We start from the raw sequence: 16,102 nt of genomic DNA, 5'->3' as shown, positions 1-16,102 counted from the left end.
AAGACTGTTCCTCAGGCGCGCCTTGCAGAGGCTGGATCGGCTGCTCTCCGGGGCCTGTGCGTGACAGGAGGATGACCGCGCCGCTTTTCCGGCGATGGACTTCATCGTGACAAATCGTTTCTGGCGCACGACGGAATGCGCGTGGCGCGCGCCGGGCGATTGACGCGGCGCAGCGAGCCCCTAATTCCTTCCATCCTGCATGATGTTCACCGTCCCCCTTCGCCGGAGCGCCCGATGAGCGCCCCCATGATCCTGCTGGTCGAGGACGATCCCGGCCTGCGCACGCTCGTTTCGCGAGCGTTGCAGGGCAATGGATTCGCCGTTCGCCCAGCCGCCTCCGCGCCGGAAATGTGGATCGCGTTCGAGGCCGGCCCGGTCGATCTCGTCCTGCTCGATATCATGCTGCCCGGAACCAACGGCATCGATCTGTGTCGGCAGCTCCGCCAGCGCAGCGATGTGCCAATCATCTTCGCCAGCGCCAGGAATGACGAGACCGACCGGGTGGTCGGCCTCGAGCTGGGCGCGGACGATTATATCGCCAAGCCGTTCAGCACGCGCGAGCTGGTGGCGCGCGTCCGCGCGGTGCTGCGCCGGGGCGGGCTCGACCGGCGGCATGGCGATGGTACGGCCAAGGCGCGGTTCGCCGGCTGGACGGTCGATTTTCCGCGGCGCGAGCTGCTGTCGCCGAGCGGTGCCGTGATCGAGCTGACCGGCGCCGAATTCGACCTTCTCGCCAGCTTCATCGACAATCCGCAGCGCGTGCTGGGCCGCGAGCGGCTGATCGAGCTTTCGCGCACCCGGCTCGCCGACGCGTCCGACCGCAGCATCGACGTGCTCGTCAGCCGCCTGCGCCGCAAGCTTTCGGTGGATGGCGCCACCGCCCCGATCGTGACGGTCAGGGGCGCAGGCTATATGCTGAACGTGGAAGTCGCACGCAGTTGATGATGCTCGGCCGCCCGTCATTCGGCTTGATCGGCCGGCTGTTCGCGATATTGCTGCTCACCGTCGTGATCGAATTCGGCGCGAGCACGCTGCTCTACGAACGGGCGAGCCGGCTCAACATCCGCGAGGACGAGGCGCGGCGCGTGGCCGAGCAGCTCGCCGTCTCGCACCGGCTGCTGGCCGAACGCCCCCGATCCGACCGGGCCGAGCTGGCCGATCAGCTTTCCACGGGTCATCTGCTGATCCGCTGGCATCCCGAAAAGATCGCATCGCCACCCATAGCACCCCCGCTGGACGAGATGCGCACGCATATGATCGCCTGGGAGCCCGCGCTCGCCAAGGCCGGGCTGAAGGTGAAGCTGGTCTCGCCGGGGCGCGACAATCGGGTGTCCGGCACGTTGCAACTGCCCGACGGGACGTGGCTGAGCTTCACCACCTTCGGACTGGTCGACGGAACCGCGCTCGCGCCCGACCGGATCGTGCTGGCGCTGGTGCCGGCGATCGCGCTGATCGCGATCGGCGGCCTGCTCGTCCGCATCGTGCTGATCCCGATGCGGATGCTGGCGCAGGCGGCGGGGCGGGTCGGCCATGGCGACAGCATCGCGCTGGCCGAGGCGGGATCGAGCGAGATGCGCCGCGTGATCCGCGCCTTCAACGACATGCAGGCGCGCATCCACCAGCTGATCGCCAACCGGACGCAGGCGCTGGCCGCCGTCAGCCACGATCTGCGAACCCCGCTCGCACGGCTGCGGCTGCGCGCGGAGGCGATCGAGGAGGAGGAGCTGCGCAAGGCGGTCGACGCGGACATTGCGGAAATGGACGCAATGATCGCCTCGCTCCTCGCCTTCTTCGGCGGGGAGAATGATCCGGAAAAGCCCGCGCGGATCGACATCGCCGTGCTCGCCGCCACCATCGCCGACGATGCCGCCGACCGGGGGCATGAGGCGCGCTATTCGGGCGTCGCCCATCTCGACGCCTTCGTCCGTCCGCTCAGCATCAAGCGCGCGATCGCGAACCTTGTCGAGAATGGCCTCCATTATGGCGACGCGGTCGAGATTTCGGCGGGCGTGGAGGAAGGGCGGATCTTCATCCGCATCGACGATCAGGGCCCGGGCATCCCGCCCGACGCGCTCGATCGCGTGATGCAGCCCTTCGAGCGGCTCGACCCCGCGCGCGCGCGCAACACCGACGGGCTGGGCCTGGGCCTGCCGATCGTCGCCCGCGCGGTCGAGCGCGAAGAAGGCACGCTTCGCCTCCTCAACCGGCCCGAAGGCGGCCTGCGCGCGGAGATCATCCTGCCCCGGCAAGCCTCAGCAACACTTTCTTACAAAGTCGCTGCGCCGCAGCAAAAGTGATGAAGCACATTCCTTGCTCAGAAATCCGGCCGTGTGGCCGGGCCAGGTTCAAGCAAGGAAAAAGCCATGAACGAGCTTATCGGTCGTGTCTTCAGCTTCGAGAAACAGGTGTTTCCGAACCAGAGCGCGCTCTACAGCCAGCTCGCCCATGACGGGCAGCGTCCCAAGGCGCTGATGATCTCCTGCGCCGATTCGCGGATCGTGCCCGAACTCATTATGCAGGCCGATCCGGGCGACCTGTTCGTCTGCCGTAATGCAGGCAACATCGTGCCGCCCTTCGCCCAGGCTAATGGCGGCGTCTCCTCCGCGGTGGAATATGCGGTCGTGGCGCTCGGCGTACGCGACATCATCGTCTGCGGCCATTCGGACTGCGGCGCGATGAAGGGATTGATGAACAAGGATGCGCTTGAGCGCATGCCCAATGTCGCGGCCTGGCTGCGCCATGCCCATGCGGCGCATGAGGTGGTCTCCGAATGCTATCCGCATCTGGAGGGAGCCGAGCGCGTCCGCGCGGTCTCGCTCGAAAATATCGTGGCGCAGATCAACCATCTGCGCACCCACCCCTCGGTCGCGGCCGGCATCGCCCGCGGCGATATCGCGCTGCACGGCTGGTTCGTCGACATCCATGCCGGCCTGATCCTGGGCCTGGACGGCGAGACCGGCCGCTTCCGCCCGCTGCGTGACGACCAGCCGCTGCCGGTGGCGCTGCCGCACGGCCGCCGCCTCGCCGCGGACGAGACGCTGGAGGCGGCGGAATGAGCAGCGCGTCGCTCCCCGCGTCGAAGAGCTTCACGCGGGACTTCACCGCCTCGATCGTCGTCTTCCTGGTAGCGATGCCGCTCTGCATGGGCATCGCCATCGCGTCCGGCGTGCCGCCCGAAAAGGGCCTCATCACCGGCATGATCGGCGGCATCGTCGTCGGCGCGCTTGCCGGATCGCCGCTCCAGGTGAGCGGCCCGGCCGCCGGTCTGGCCGTGATCGTGTTCGAGATCGTGCGCGATCAGGGCCTGTCCGCGCTGGGGCCGATCCTGATGCTCGCCGGGCTGCTGCAGGTCGTGGCGGGCATCTTCCGGCTGGGCGGCTGGTTTCGCGCCATATCGCCCGCGGTGGTGCACGGCATGCTTGCCGGCATCGGCGTGCTGATCGTCGCCGGCCAGTTCCATGTGCTGTTCAACGGCAAGCCGCTGCCCAACGGTCTCGAAAATCTCGCCGCCATGCCGGGCCAGCTGCTCGGCCTGTCACCGACCAGCATCGATGCCACCGAGCAGGCCTTCCTGATCGGCATCGTCACCATCCTCGGCATGCTGGGCTGGGAACGCTTCCGCCCGGCCGCGCTGCGCCTCGTGCCCGGCGCGCTGATCGGCGTGGTCGCCGGCACGCTGGTCGCCTGGACGCTAGGCCTTGCGGTCACGCGCGTGAACGTGCCCGAATCGATCTTCGCCAGCATCGCGCTGCCTGGACCCGATCTGCTCGGCCGGCTGATCGATCCGTCGATCCTCGCCACCGCGCTCGCCATCGCCTTCATCGCCAGCGCCGAGACGCTGCTTTCGGCCGCCGCGGTGGACCGGATGCATGACGGCGTGCGCACCGATTACAACAAGGAGCTGCGCGCGCAGGGCATCGGCAATCTCCTCTGCGGCATTGCCGGCGCGCTGCCGATGACGGGCGTGATCGTGCGCAGCTCCGCCAATGTGCAGGCGGGCGCGCTCACCCGCGCCTCGGCGATGCTGCATGGCGTGTGGATCCTGGGCTTCGTCATGCTGCTGCCCTGGCTGCTGAGCGAAATCCCAATGGCGGCGCTGGCGGGCATATTGGTCGTCACCGGCTGGCGTCTCGTCAGCCTCCATCATGCGCGCCACCTGTTCCACCATTATGGCCTGTTGCCGACGATCATCTGGGCGGCGACGCTGGTGATGGTGGTGGCGACGGACCTGTTGACCGGCGTGCTCGTCGGCCTCGGCATCTCGCTGCTCGAACTGGTGCCGCATGTCCGCAAGCTCCGGCTGCGCGTGGACGAGGCGCAGCGCGACGGCGGGGCCGAGATCAGCCTGGATGGTGCCGCGACCTTCGTGGCGCTGCCCAAGCTCTCCACCGCGCTCGACCGCGTGCCCGAGGGAAGCACCCTCAGGCTCAATGTCGAGCGGCTGGCCTATCTCGACCATAGCTGCGCCGAGATGCTGACCGACTGGCTGCAGCGCAAGCGCAGCGCGGGCATGCGGATCGAGGTGGCGGGCGCCACGGGCTCCTTCCGCCGCCTGGCCGAAGCCGCCGCCTGATCAGGCGGCGAGCGGGAAACGCAACAGCCGGTCCGCCACCGGCACCAGCGCCGCGCAGGGCGCACCCATGGCGCGGGCGATCGCAGGATCGCCCGCGTCGAGCCCACCCGTCAGCGCACCGAAGGCAGGCAGAATCAGCTTCGTGCCGCTCGCCACGAAACAACGGCGCGCGACATTGCGGCCCTTGAGCGTGAGGCGCAGCTTCGGGTGGAAATGGCCGGAAAGCTCGGGACGGGGATCGGCGGGATCCGCCTCATGGCGCAGCACCAGCCCGTCCACCTCCGCCTCTTCCACTATCTCTCCGCCGACATGGCCGACGAAGCCGGCATCATGATTGCCGATGATCCATGTCCAGCGCGTCCTATCGATCAGCGCATCCAGCATCCGCCGCGCGGGCGCGGGCAGCCGCTCACACCCTTCCCGATCATGGAAACTATCCCCCAGGCACCAGATTTCCCGCGCCCCGGTCGTCCGGACGAGGGCCGCGAGATCGGTCAGCGTCGCCAGCGAATCATAGGGCGGCAGCATCTGCCCACCCTGCGCATAACAGCTCGCTTTCTCCAGATGCAGGTCGGCCACCAGCAGCGCCGAGCGCGCGGGCCAGAAAAGCGCGCCCTGGGCGAGCGCGGACAGCGCGATCCCACAGAACGAATAGGGAACCATATCATCCTGATAGACGGAAAATCGGCGGGAAGGCAACGCCTCTGGCCAAGCGGCCGAAGCGGCCCCATATCCGCCCGGTCGGCCCACATGAAGCGTGCGGCTTCCCTTTTTGCGGCTCAGACGCTAAGGCGGCGCGATTTTGCGGCCACCTGAATTTTAGACAAGAGGCTTGATGGCGAAGGAAGAACTGCTCGAAATGCGCGGCAGCGTTGTGGAACTGCTCCCCAACGCGATGTTCCGGGTGCGGCTCGAGAATGACCATGAGATTCTCGGCCACACGGCCGGCAAGATGCGCAAGAACCGCATCCGCGTCCTGGTGGGCGACGAGGTGCTGGTCGAGCTCACCCCTTATGATCTGACCAAGGGCCGGATCACCTACCGCTTCAAATAGGCGCCGTCGCGGCGCCATGAGCCTGATCCTTGCCTCCGCCAGCCCCCGGCGGCTGGAGCTGCTCGCGCGTCTGGGCGTCGTGCCCGATGCGGTCGATCCCGCCCATATCGACGAGACGCCGGACAAGAGCGAGCTTCCCGCCCCCCATGCCGCGCGCATGGCGGCGGAAAAGGCGGCCGTGGTCGCCCCGCGTCATCAAGGCGCGATCATCCTTTCCGCCGATACGGTCGTCGCGGCCGGGCGGCGCATCCTGCCCAAGGCCGAGGAGGAGGGCCAGGCGCGCGCTTGCCTGGAGCTTCTCTCCGGCCGGCGGCACCGCGTGCACAGCGCGGTCACGCTGATCGACGGGGCGGGCCAGGCGCGGCATCGCCTTTCCACCAGCATCGTCGCCTTCAAGCGGCTGAGTACGGCCGAGATCGATGCCTATCTCGCCAGCGGCGAATGGCATGGCAAGGCGGGCGGCTATGCCATTCAGGGCCGCGCCGAAAGCTTCGTGCGCTTCCTGTCGGGCAGCCATTCGGGCGTCGTCGGCCTGCCTCTGTTCGAAACGCGCGCGCTGCTCGAGGCAGCCGGGATCGGCCTTGGCTGAATGGCTCTACGAGGCCGGGATCGGCGAGGCGCGCGCCGCGCTCGTCGATCACGGCCGGATCGTGGAGATGGCGATCGAGCGCGAAGATGGCGCGTTGCGCGCCGGCACGCTGATCGAGGCGAAGCTGGTCCGCAAGGCGGATGCGACGGGGCGCGGCCTCGTCTCCTTTGCCGGCGGCGAGGCGCTGCTCTCGCCCGTGCCCGCGGGACTGACCGAAGGCGCGCGGCTGATGATCGAGATCGTCCGCGAGGCGATCCGCGAGCCGGGAAATGTCAAGCTGCCCAAGGCGCGCGCGGCGGCGCCCGGCGCGCTCCCCTCCCCCGGCCCCGACCTTAAAGCGCGCATCGCCGCGACCGGAGTCCCCGTCACGTCCCTGCTGCCGCACCAGCCCGACCGGCTGGAGGAGGCCGGCTGGTCCGAGGCGATCGAGGAAGCGGCGAGCGGCATCGTCGCCAGCCCCGCCGCGATGCTGCGCATCTTCGCTACGCCGGCGATGACGCTGATCGACGTGGACGGGACGAGCAAGGCGGAGACGCTCGCCTGCGCGGGAGCGGCCATGGCTGGGGCTGCGATCCGCCGTTTCGACATAGGCGGATCGATCGGCATCGACCTGCCGACGCTCTCCTCCAAGGCGGAGCGGCAGGCCGCCGCAGCCGCGCTCGACGAGGTGCTGCCGCAGCCCTTCGAGCGTACTGCGGTCAACGGCTTCGGCTTTCTCCAGATCATCCGCCGCCGCATGCGCCCCTCGCTGATCGAACTGATCGGCCAGGACCGGGCGACCGCCGAGGCGCTCGCCTTGCTGCGCCGGGCGGAGCGGGCGCGGGGCGCCGGACGCCGCACGCTGGTGGCGGCGCCTCCGGTGATCGCACGGATCGAGCGCGCGCCGGGCTGGATCGACCAGCTTGCCGTGCGAATCGGTGCAGGCATCGGCTTGCGCACCGATCCCGCGCTCGCCATATCCGCCGGGCATGTCGAGACGGACCACATCCAGGCGTGAGGGCTGCCCCGTTTGCGGCGGGGCGGTATCCCCGGCGTACGCCCCCTTCTGCGGCCAAGGCTGCCGCGATCGCGATCTTCTGCAATGGCTGAACGAGGGCTATCGTATCCCCGGCCCGGCCGCTGACGCGGATAACCGAGAAATTGATGCGGATGGGCTGGACAGCAGCCACGACCGCCCTTTATAGGCGCCCCTCCAACGCTTGCCGTGCCCAGGTAGCTCAGTTGGTAGAGCACGTGACTGAAAATCACGGTGTCGGCGGTTCGATTCCGTCCCTGGGCACCATCTCCCTGTCCTGAAGCATCCCACGCCGCGTCGGCTGTCCGTTGGCAGTCAGTCGCGCCTTCATGTGCCGCATGAAAAAGGCGCGGAAGGCGCAGTCAAGGCTAGCGAACAAACCAAAAGGATGGGCGAGGCTGAAGTCGGGTATATTTGCCTGATCTTCCTCCGATGAAGCCGGATCATGGCTCCGACCCCCAATAGAATGGACCGATGTGATCTGAAAGCCGGGGGGAAGAGATTGATGTCGCGGGGCGAAGACAGCATAAGCGGGCCGACATCCCGGAACCCAAGCCTTTGATGAAGACCGCCCGCTATCTTCTTGCTCCCTGGTGGGCGTTGCAGCTCGCCACCGGCGGCAAGGCATTTTGCGACAATCCGCTGATCGGCTCGCGACGGCTCAACCGGCTGGGTCTGCATGAAGCGCGGGTGCGCTTCGCCCATTGGATCGCCGCGTCGCGCCGCCGCCGGCTCGCGGCCGCGATCGATCCGGCGGACCGGATCGCCTTCGACCGTGACGGCTTCGTCGAGAAGCGCGATTTCCTGCCCCCCGCGCTTTTCGAGCGGTTGCGGGATGCCCTGCTGCGCCATGCCGCACCGGCGCGCGAGATGGTGCAGGGCGACACGATCACGCGGCGGATCGCCTTCGATCCGGCGCTGCTCGCGGCCGTGCCCGAAGCGCGCGCGCTGCTTGCCGATCCGGCGTGGCGCGGGCTCATCCGCTATGCCGGCAGCTTCGACAGCGAGCCGCTGACCTATGTCCAGACGATCCTCAACGGCCGCGTCGAGGCGCCGCCCGATCCGCAGACCAAGCTGCACGCCGACACCTTCCACCCCACGGTGAAGGCATGGCTGTTCCTGACCGACGTAGCGGCGGACGAGGGCGCCTTCTCCTATGTCCCGGGATCGCATCGGCCAACGCCGCAGCGTCTTGCCTGGGAACGGGCCAAGAGCATCGACGCAGCGAGGCTCGATCGGCTGTCCTCACGCGGATCGCTCCGCATCGAGGCGGATGAGCTTCCCGGTCTCGGCCTGCCGCAGCCCCGAATCCTGGCAGTTCCGGCCAATACGCTGGTCGTGGCAGACACGTTCGGCTTTCACGCCCGCGGGCCTTCGGTGCGCCCTTCGACGCGTATCGAGATATGGGCCTATGGCCGGCGCAATCCCTTCCTGCCCTGGACGGGGCTCGATCCGCTGAGCTTGCCCGGGCTCGCCGAGCGGCGGATTCCCTGGCTGTGGGCGCTGCGCGACCGGCTGGCGCCTTGGCTGGGCCAGCCTTGGCGGGATGTGGGGCGGATAAGGCCGGACGCATAGTCGATTTGGTCGGCAGATGGTTCGCGCGAATGACGGGCCGTGCTACTTCGCCCGTTCGAGAGATGATTTGCCGGAATAGCGGCATCGGCTAAGAGCCGGACAAAGGGGATAATAATGATGAGCAGCGGCAAATGGATTTCACGGGGCTAGCGCTTGGCGCGCTCACGATCCCCATGGTCCTGCTCAGCGCGGGCGCGGGGATTGCGGGGTTCTGGCTCATCATCCACGGCGATTGGCCCAAGCTGCTGACCGGCATCGTCGCCCTCGGCGTCGGCGCGGTCCTGGCGCCGATCCTGCCCAAGACGGGCGGCGGCCTCGCGGACGTCGCACGCTCGGCGACCATGGGAGGGCGTCGTGCGCTCGGCTATTTCGCCGGCTTCGTCCATAGCGCCCTGCCGGTGGCCATCATCATCATCTGGGAGGTGACCTCCTTTCACCTGCTTCAGCAGCGCGACACGCAGGAGGGCGGCATCGCCGACTGGCTATGGTCCTACGGCGTTGCGACGGGCGTGTGGAGCTGGCGCGCGCATCGCGCCGAGGGGCAGGACCGGACGTCGAGCGGGATCCAGGCCTATTCGGCCCATCTCGCCTATATGATCTTCTCGGCCGGCATGATCTTTCTGGGCTGGCCGATGCCGCTTGCGATCGCGGTCATGCTCCTGCCGATGCTCCTGCCGCTCACCGTCAGCACGCTTCTTGCCATCGCCGATCGCGACGCGTTGCGCGACGTCCAGATCTGAGCGATGCGTTCGCGGCAGTGCGTGTTGCGGTCCCCGCCCTTTCCAGGCGTGAAGCCTGACACGGGTGCACTCAGCGCACCCGGGGCGGTGCCCCTCGATGCGATCCTGACGGCCTGTTCGCAGACGGTTCTGGCCCCTGCCATGATCGATCGGGCCACGGCCTTGCAGCGCGCCATGGTGGAGCAGCGTGTCGGCGGAAGCTTTTGGGATCCGTACGTCGCGCATGAAATCATCTCGCCCATAGTCCTTCGGCCGGCGGACATGGGGCAGGCGCAGGCAATGCTGGCGGCATCGGCGGAGATCGGGTCGCGCCGATGCCTTGCCGTCCTGCCCGCTACGCGATGGGCCAAGGGCGCGGCCATGCTCTTCGAGCGAGAGGGCGTAGAGGTGCATGTCGGCCCCACCGATCCATGGTCTCTGCTGTCGGGGGCAGACAGCCTTCATGCCGATGGCAACGATGAACTCATCTTCTTGGCGCTTCTTGCGGGCATCCGGGTACGCACCGTTTCATCGGGGCTTTTCGCCGGCTGGGGATTGACCGAGGATGCGCCCGGCGTCGCGACCAAGGGAAAGCTCGATCTGCTCCGTCTGATCCATGCTATGCTGATCGAGGGCGCGACCTACCGTAACTGCTTTACGAGCGAGGCGATGACCGCCGAGGAGACGATTGCGCAGCTCGGCTTCTGGCGACAGGGCATCGACGCCAATCGCGGAATCGCCGCCGCCTGCGGGATCGCATGGTGGAAGCGTCGCGAAATCCGGGCCTTTCTGTGGGACGGAAGCGATAGCCCGCTGCACTTTCACCGGCGCGCCCGGCCCGCGGTTCGCACAGCGGCCATGAGGCGGGCCGATATCGCGGTCTGGCCGTCGCGCGCGCCGGCGGGGCTGGATGCGGCTGCGGCCGAAGCGCAAGTGCCCGTCCGGCAGGTCGAGGATGGCTTCATCCGCTCGGTAGGGCTGGGCAGCGCGCTCCACCCTCCCCTCTCGATCGTCGTCGACCGCAAGGGCATTTATTATGACCCGACCCGGCCGAGCGATCTCGAGACGCTGCTTTCCGAAACCCGCTTTTCGCAGGAGCTCCTCGACCGCGCCGAGCGGCTGATTTCGGTGATCGTCGCCGCAGGCATCAGCAAATATGCCAGTGGCCGCGGGCGTTTCACCGACATCCCCGCCGAGGGCCGGCGCGTGCTGGTGACGGGCCAGGTCGAGGATGACCGCTCGGTGCTGCTCGGAGGCGGCGGGGTCGCGGGCAATCTCGACCTCGTCCGCCGGGCCCGCGCCGCGGAACCGGACGCATATATTATCTTCAAGCCGCATCCGGACGTGGAAGCAGGACATCGCAAGGGCGCGGTGGCGGATGCCGTAATCCTGCGCTTCGCCGACAGGATCGTGCGCGACGCGGCGATGCCCGCCCTGCTCGACGCCGTCGATGCCGTGCATGTCTGGACGTCGCTGGCCGGATTCGAGGCGCTGTTGCGCGGGCGCGAGGTGTTCACCCATGGCCAGCCCTTCTTCGCCGGATGGGGGCTTACCACAGATTTGGGGCCTCCCGTCGCACGACGGACCCGGCGGCTATCGGTCACGGAGCTTGTTACGGGTGCGTTGATCCTCTATCCGCGCTATCTGGATCCGATGACCCTCCTCCCATGCGCACCCGAAATCCTTATCGCGCGACTGGCGCAGTCTGGCGGCGCGCAGCGCACGCTCCTTACCGAGCTGCGCCGTCTGCAAGGACGGATGCGGGTCAGGCTGGCAGGCCGGGCGGTATGAAATATCAGCCTCGCCTGCGGCGAAACTATCTGTTCCTGCAGGGGCCGCATGGCTCCTTCTTCCCGAAGCTCGGCGCGGCGCTCGTCGGGGCGGGCCATCGCACATGCCGGATCAACTTCAACGGCGGCGACCGCGCGACCTGGCCCGATGGGATAAGCTATCATGGCCGGGAGAAGCATTGGGAAGCCTTCATCAAGGCATTTTTTCGGCGCGAAGGCGTGACCGACCTCGTCCTGTTCGGCGATGGACGGCCAAAGCATGCGGTCGCGATCGCCGCCGCCCGGCGCGCTGGCATCCGCGTCCATGTCTTCGAGGAAGGCTATATCCGCCCCGACTGGGTCACGCTCGAGCGCGACGGCGTCAACGGCCATTCCAGCCTGCCGAGCGATCCCGACTGGTATCTGGCGGAGGCCCGGCGCCTGCCGCCGGTGCCAGTCCATCCGCCGCTGCCATCCTATTCGAGCGTACGTGGCTGGGCCGCCTTCTTTTATTATGCCGAGGTCGTGCTTCAATTTTGGCGCTTTCCCTTTCACCAGACCCACAGGGCGCATGACCCTGTGGGCGAAGGCGTTAGCTGGCTGAGGCGTTTCGCCGTCAGGAAAGGGGAATATACGCGCGCGGCCGAAACGCTGCGCAATTTGGAGGGCGCGGACTATGTCTTGTTTCCGCTCCAGCTCGATTCCGATTATCAGATCCGGCTGCACTCGCCCTTCGCCAATATACGCGCGGCGATCGCGCGGGTGATCGAAAGCTTCGCTGCCCACGCGCCCGCATCCTTGCGGCTTGCGATCAAGGAGCATCCGCTGGACAGCGGCCTGATCAACTGGCGGCGGGTCGTCGATGAGGAAGCGGCGCGCTTCGGCGTCGCCGATCGCGTCGATTTCCTGGAACATGGCGATGTCATCGCGCTCGTCCGCAATTCGCGCGGGCTCGTCACCGTGAACAGCACGACGGGCACTCTCGCGCTCGCCGAGAATGTTCCGGTCGTCGTGCTCGGCAGCGCGATCTACAATATTCGGGGAATCACGCATCAGACAGGCCTGGACAGCTTCTGGCGAACGCCGCAGCCGCCGGTTCCTGAGATTTACGATGCCTTTTATCGCGTGCTGGTGGAACGTTGCCTGCTGCACGGCGCATTCCTCAGTGAATCGGGCATCGAACTATTGATCGAGGGGGCGGTACGATCGCTGACCCGGGAAGGCGTGGATGCAGCGATGCTGGTGCAAGGGCCGTGAACTTCGCTGCTCTACCAAGCCAGGATGTGACGAGCCGGACAACGCGGCCTTCCGCGACCTCCGACCCCGAGGTCGTGCTCGATCTGTCGCGTCTGCTCTCCCGCGTGCTGCATGCGACCCCGACCGGCGTCGACCGGGTCGAGATGGCCTATGCGCGCGGCCTGATGGCCGTGATCCCAGATCGGCTTCGGTTCGCGGCCGTCCATCCCGGCGGGGTCTATGGGCGCCTGCCTCGCTCCGCCGTGCTGCGATTTCTCGATCGTACCGAGGCCCGTTGGGAGAATGATGGCCATATCAGTCAGTCGGCATTACGGCGCTTTGCGGCCGAGACATTGCTCTCGCTCCGTCCTCGGCCGGTATCCGGCAGGTCTTCGGACGCTACGGTCTATGTTCAGTCATCGCCCCATCATCTGACCCGGCCGAAGCTGGTAGGAAGGATATTGCAGCGGGAGCGCGCCCGTTTCATCTGCCTGGTGCATGATCTGATACCGCTCGAATATCCCGAATATGCCCGTCCGGACGGGGCGGCGCAGCATCGCAAACGCGTCGATACGATCGTCCGACATGCGGATGGAATCATCGCCAATTCCAATGCCACGCTTCGCGCGTTGGAGGCCTATCTAACGGAGGCGGGCCGCACGCCGCATGTCCGCGTTGCGCATCTTGGTACCTATGATGCGCCGAAGCCCGTGCCGCCCCTGTCCGATCGCCCCTATTTCGTCTGCATCGGGACGATCGAGCCTCGTAAGAACCACCTTCTCCTGCTCAACATCTGGCGGCGGCTATCCGAAATCCACGGCCCCCGGTCGATCCCCAAGCTGATCCTGATCGGACGCCGCGGCTGGGAAAATGAGCAGATCGTCGACATGCTCGATCGCTGTCCGGCCCTCAATAGCTGCGTGGAGGAATATTCCGGCCTACCCGACCGCCAAGTCCGCACGCTGCTGGCCGGCGCGCGCGCGCTTCTCCTGCCTTCGTTCGCCGAAGGATATGGCATGCCGGTTACCGAAGCGCTGGACATGGGTGTACCGGTCATCTGCAGCGATCTGCCGGCACTTCGTGAAGCCGGAGGCGATGCGCCGGACTATGTTGATCCGCTCGATGGCCCGGAATGGATCCGGCTATTGCAGAGCTATGCCCTAGAGGCCTCGCCCGAGCGTGCCGCGCAAATCGATCGGCTGTCGGCTTGGGTCCGTCCAACCTGGCAAAAGCATATTCAATATGTGCGCGAGATGATAGAGGACATCGTCGCATGACTATGACCAACGCAACCAAGCCCTCAGGGAGGCAGGTTTTTTTCGTGCGCTGGCCGTCCAGATGCGTGTCATCGGCGCATTACTGATGCGCGAACTGCATACGCACTACGGACGCGAGAATATCGGATATTTGTGGCTTATCGGCTAACCCTTGATGCTGGGCAGCGTCATCGCCCTTCTCCATAGCGGACAGAAATCACATGAGGGCGATATCGACCCAGTTGCCTTCACGGTTATTGGCCACCCGATCTTCATCATGTTTCGTGAAATAGTGAACCGCTCGGAGGGGCACTGGAAGGCAACCTTCCCCTGCTTTTCCATTGCATGGTCACGGTTTCGATATCGTGATATCGCGCGTGCCCCTTGAAGTCGCAAAAACATTTCTGTCATTATTATATTATTATTCATTAATTTCTTCGTTTGGATATGCTCAATTCCCTGTCCGTCCCTGATGATGCTGGCAGCTATCGGCCACGTCTTCGGGTTCTCCTTTGGAACTTCTCTCATCATTATGGGAGGAACGCATGAGAACCGCTTGCTTGAGCGCCTAAAGCATTGGGCCCGAAGTTGGAATCAGGGACGATTCCCAGGAGCGGAAAAATGTGATCCACCCTCATTGGAAGTGGATCATGGGGAAAGCCTATTTGCGAGATCTTCGGGATCGGATATCGTCGCATGTGGCAGCGGATCATTCACAGCGAGCCGCAACATTTTGGGGTGAGCGCGGTCAAGCTGCTCCAGAGAGTAGAGCGAACGGGATCGGTTGTTCCTGCCCCGCAGGCGCGCTCCTGCGGTGCCGGCAAACTGGTGCCGTATATGGCCAGGCCGATCAGGTGGGTGGACACGCAGCCCGACATCGCGATGGCGGAGTTGTCGAGGAAGCTTGAGGCTGCTGGCTCCTCATGCCCAAGCGAGGTTAGGAGCCGATCTGCTCTACGAGAGCCTAACGTCTAACCCTTGGAATGGCAGGGAATAAAGTGATCACCGCAACAGGTAGCTATCTAGGTGTTTAGTCCCGCGGAGTGATGATACGGGTCGATTTTGAATCGCTCGGGCTCTTCTGTCCAGATGCGGGCGACATATTCGTAGGGGGTGAGACCGCGCAGCGTCTTGAGCCTGCGGGCATGATTGTAGGCGTCGATGAATAGCTGGATGTGCTGCCGAAGCTGGTCATGGCTGTCGTAATGGTAACGCTTGACGGTGGCGTCCTTGATGGTGCGGTTCATCCGCTCGACCTGGCCGTTGATCCATGGATGGTTCGGCTTGGTGAGGCGATGTTCGATATCGTGGCGCCAACAGGCGCGGTCGAAGGGATGACCGCGCCAGCGGGCAGTCGGGCCGTTGCGGTTCTTGAGCAGGTCGGCGAACTGGATGCCATTGTCGGTGAGCACGGTGTGGATGTCTTAGGGCACGGCCTCGACCAGTTTGTCGAGAAAAGCGGTGGCCGTGACGGTGTTGGCTCTGTCGACCAGCCTCGCGAAGGCGAGCTTCGAGGTGCGATCGATCGCGACGAAGAGATAGAGCTTGCCTTCCCCGGTGCGGACTTCGGCGATGTCGATGTGGAAGTAGCCGATCGGGTAGGCCTTGAACTTCTTCTTCGCCGGCTTGTCGCCTTCCATCTCCGGCAACCGGTTGATGCCATGGCGCTGCAAACAGCGGTGGAGCGCCGAGCGGGTGAGGTGCGGGATCGTCGGCTGCAAGCTGTAGAGGCAGTCGTCCAGCGGCAACAGCGTGTGCCGCCGGAAGGCCACGATCATCGCCTCTTCTTCGATCGTCAGCACCGTGGAATGAATGGCCTTCGGCCCCATGGGCGCGTCCGCAACGCTCGTCCGTTTACGCCATTTCTGGACCGTGGTCGGGCTGATGCCGTGGCGCTTGGCCAGCGCCCTTATGCTCTCTTCACTCCGCTGTATCGCTCGACGGACCGCCTCAGTCGTGCGGGCGCTGCCGTGTAAAACCTGCCCCATAGCTCCTCCCGCCAGACGTGATGATTAGCCGTATCATCACTCCGCGGGACTAAACATCATCGGGCGGGAAGCGGTGGAGGAGTTCGCCGATGCGGTCGCAGACGGCATCGAAGGAGCGTTCGCCTGCCTTGCGGAGCAGCGTCTTGAGTTTGGCGAACACCTGCTCGATTGGGTTCAGGTCCGGGCTGTAGGGTGGGAGGAAGAGCAGCCTGGCGCCGGTGGAACGGATGGCGCGGCGCACGGCCTCCCCCTTGTGGCTGCCAAGATTGTCCATGATGACAACGTCGCCGGGCTTGAGCGTTGGGACGAGGAACTGCTCGACGTAGGC

General features: G+C 65.9%; 16 protein-coding genes, 1 tRNA gene and 1 pseudogene. 15 read left to right on the top strand and 3 right to left on the bottom strand.

Annotation, left to right across the window (positions count from 1 at the left end; all coding sequences use genetic code 11):
- Positions 1 to 234: 234 nt before the first annotated feature.
- The 4 genes from CLG96_RS09910 to CLG96_RS09895 all read left to right on the top strand — a co-directional run bounded on the left by CLG96_RS09910 (position 235) and on the right by CLG96_RS09895 (position 4,573).
- On the top strand, positions 235 to 942 hold the full coding sequence (locus tag CLG96_RS09910) for a response regulator transcription factor (protein ID WP_107967732.1): 708 nt from the start codon (positions 235 to 237) through the stop codon (positions 940 to 942).
- Positions 942 to 2,297, top strand: coding sequence for an ATP-binding protein (locus CLG96_RS09905; protein WP_341476948.1), 1,356 nt, complete (start codon positions 942 to 944; stop codon positions 2,295 to 2,297). The genes CLG96_RS09910 and CLG96_RS09905 overlap by 1 nt, the downstream gene beginning before the upstream one ends.
- Positions 2,298 to 2,363: 66 nt before the next feature.
- Complete coding sequence (locus tag CLG96_RS09900; protein ID WP_107967731.1) at positions 2,364 to 3,056, top strand: carbonic anhydrase; 693 nt, start codon at positions 2,364 to 2,366, stop codon at positions 3,054 to 3,056.
- Positions 3,053 to 4,573, top strand: coding sequence for a SulP family inorganic anion transporter (locus CLG96_RS09895; RefSeq protein ID WP_107967730.1), 1,521 nt, complete (start codon positions 3,053 to 3,055; stop codon positions 4,571 to 4,573). The genes CLG96_RS09900 and CLG96_RS09895 overlap by 4 nt, the downstream gene beginning before the upstream one ends.
- Here CLG96_RS09895 and pdeM read toward each other — a convergent pair whose 3' ends face one another.
- The gene (pdeM, locus tag CLG96_RS09890; RefSeq protein WP_107968061.1) at positions 4,574 to 5,236 is read right to left on the bottom strand and encodes a ligase-associated DNA damage response endonuclease PdeM; all 663 of its coding nucleotides are present in this window, start codon (positions 5,234 to 5,236) and stop codon (positions 4,574 to 4,576) included. It abuts the gene before it with no gap.
- A gap of 172 nt (positions 5,237 to 5,408) precedes the next feature.
- Between pdeM and infA the strand changes: the two genes are divergently transcribed.
- The 11 genes from infA (at position 5,409) to CLG96_RS18500 (ending at position 14,174) form a co-directional block, all read left to right on the top strand.
- On the top strand, positions 5,409 to 5,627 hold the full coding sequence (gene infA, locus CLG96_RS09885; protein WP_107967729.1) for a translation initiation factor IF-1: 219 nt from the start codon (positions 5,409 to 5,411) through the stop codon (positions 5,625 to 5,627).
- 16 nt (positions 5,628 to 5,643) lie between these two features.
- A complete protein-coding gene (locus CLG96_RS09880; protein ID WP_107967728.1) occupies positions 5,644 to 6,216 on the top strand; it encodes a Maf family protein in 573 nt (190 codons plus the stop codon).
- The gene (locus CLG96_RS09875) at positions 6,209 to 7,213 is read left to right on the top strand and encodes an Rne/Rng family ribonuclease (protein ID WP_107967727.1); all 1,005 of its coding nucleotides are present in this window, start codon (positions 6,209 to 6,211) and stop codon (positions 7,211 to 7,213) included. Before CLG96_RS09880 ends, CLG96_RS09875 begins: the two co-directional genes overlap by 8 nt.
- A complete protein-coding gene (locus CLG96_RS09870; protein WP_107967726.1) occupies positions 7,185 to 7,400 on the top strand; it encodes a DNA gyrase inhibitor YacG in 216 nt (71 codons plus the stop codon). The genes CLG96_RS09875 and CLG96_RS09870 overlap by 29 nt, the downstream gene beginning before the upstream one ends.
- A gap of 22 nt (positions 7,401 to 7,422) precedes the next feature.
- Positions 7,423 to 7,498, top strand: a tRNA-Phe gene (locus CLG96_RS09865).
- 294 nt (positions 7,499 to 7,792) lie between these two features.
- Complete coding sequence (locus CLG96_RS09860; RefSeq protein WP_107967725.1) at positions 7,793 to 8,806, top strand: phytanoyl-CoA dioxygenase family protein; 1,014 nt, start codon at positions 7,793 to 7,795, stop codon at positions 8,804 to 8,806.
- Positions 8,807 to 8,937: 131 nt separating this feature from the next.
- On the top strand, positions 8,938 to 9,546 hold the full coding sequence (locus CLG96_RS09855) for a hypothetical protein (protein ID WP_107967724.1): 609 nt from the start codon (positions 8,938 to 8,940) through the stop codon (positions 9,544 to 9,546).
- 141 nt (positions 9,547 to 9,687) lie between these two features.
- Positions 9,688 to 11,316 carry a capsular polysaccharide export protein, LipB/KpsS family gene (locus tag CLG96_RS09850; RefSeq protein WP_243395730.1) on the top strand — a complete coding sequence of 543 codons (1,629 nt, stop codon included), beginning with the start codon at positions 9,688 to 9,690 and terminating at the stop codon, positions 11,314 to 11,316.
- On the top strand, positions 11,313 to 12,551 hold the full coding sequence (locus CLG96_RS09845; RefSeq protein WP_107967722.1) for a capsule biosynthesis protein: 1,239 nt from the start codon (positions 11,313 to 11,315) through the stop codon (positions 12,549 to 12,551). Before CLG96_RS09850 ends, CLG96_RS09845 begins: the two co-directional genes overlap by 4 nt.
- A 26-nt stretch (positions 12,552 to 12,577) precedes the next feature.
- Positions 12,578 to 13,807 (top strand): glycosyltransferase family 4 protein, encoded by a 1,230-nt coding sequence (locus CLG96_RS09840; RefSeq protein WP_243395729.1) that lies wholly within the window; start codon positions 12,578 to 12,580, stop codon positions 13,805 to 13,807.
- A gap of 154 nt (positions 13,808 to 13,961) precedes the next feature.
- Positions 13,962 to 14,174 (top strand): hypothetical protein, encoded by a 213-nt coding sequence (locus CLG96_RS18500; protein WP_133175388.1) that lies wholly within the window; start codon positions 13,962 to 13,964, stop codon positions 14,172 to 14,174.
- A 634-nt stretch (positions 14,175 to 14,808) separates the two neighbouring features.
- On the opposite strand, the pseudogene CLG96_RS09830 reads toward CLG96_RS18500, so the two are convergent.
- Positions 14,809 to 15,774, bottom strand: a pseudogene (locus tag CLG96_RS09830) (IS481 family transposase).
- Positions 15,775 to 15,823: 49 nt separating this feature from the next.
- Positions 15,824 to 16,102, bottom strand: a 279-nt coding sequence (locus tag CLG96_RS09825) for a transposase (protein WP_133175387.1), incomplete at its 5' end; no start/stop codon positions are given.

Source organism: Sphingomonas oleivorans (assembly GCF_003050615.1).
In the GTDB taxonomy this organism is placed as follows: Bacteria; Pseudomonadota; Alphaproteobacteria; order Sphingomonadales; family Sphingomonadaceae; genus Sphingomonas_H; species Sphingomonas_H oleivorans.
Note: the sequence above shows the minus strand (reverse complement) of the source record. Positions and strands in the feature narration are given on the sequence as shown.

Excerpts from the sequence above, each read along its gene's own strand:
- CLG96_RS09910 (WP_107967732.1), top strand. The coding sequence starts at position 235 with ATGAGCGCCCCCATGATCCTGCTGGTCGAGGACGATCCCGGCCTGCGC.
- CLG96_RS09905 (WP_341476948.1), top strand. The coding sequence starts at position 942 with ATGATGCTCGGCCGCCCGTCATTCGGCTTGATCGGCCGGCTGTTCGCG.
- CLG96_RS09900 (WP_107967731.1), top strand. The coding sequence starts at position 2,364 with ATGAACGAGCTTATCGGTCGTGTCTTCAGCTTCGAGAAACAGGTGTTT.
- CLG96_RS09895 (WP_107967730.1), top strand. The coding sequence starts at position 3,053 with ATGAGCAGCGCGTCGCTCCCCGCGTCGAAGAGCTTCACGCGGGACTTC.
- pdeM (WP_107968061.1), bottom strand. The coding sequence starts at position 5,236 with ATGGTTCCCTATTCGTTCTGTGGGATCGCGCTGTCCGCGCTCGCCCAG.
- infA (WP_107967729.1), top strand. The coding sequence starts at position 5,409 with ATGGCGAAGGAAGAACTGCTCGAAATGCGCGGCAGCGTTGTGGAACTG.
- CLG96_RS09880 (WP_107967728.1), top strand. The coding sequence starts at position 5,644 with ATGAGCCTGATCCTTGCCTCCGCCAGCCCCCGGCGGCTGGAGCTGCTC.
- CLG96_RS09870 (WP_107967726.1), top strand. The coding sequence starts at position 7,185 with ATGTCGAGACGGACCACATCCAGGCGTGAGGGCTGCCCCGTTTGCGGC.
- CLG96_RS09860 (WP_107967725.1), top strand. The coding sequence starts at position 7,793 with ATGAAGACCGCCCGCTATCTTCTTGCTCCCTGGTGGGCGTTGCAGCTC.
- CLG96_RS09855 (WP_107967724.1), top strand. The coding sequence starts at position 8,938 with ATGGATTTCACGGGGCTAGCGCTTGGCGCGCTCACGATCCCCATGGTC.
- CLG96_RS09850 (WP_243395730.1), top strand. The coding sequence starts at position 9,688 with ATGATCGATCGGGCCACGGCCTTGCAGCGCGCCATGGTGGAGCAGCGT.
- CLG96_RS09845 (WP_107967722.1), top strand. The coding sequence starts at position 11,313 with ATGAAATATCAGCCTCGCCTGCGGCGAAACTATCTGTTCCTGCAGGGG.
- CLG96_RS18500 (WP_133175388.1), top strand. The coding sequence starts at position 13,962 with ATGCTGGGCAGCGTCATCGCCCTTCTCCATAGCGGACAGAAATCACAT.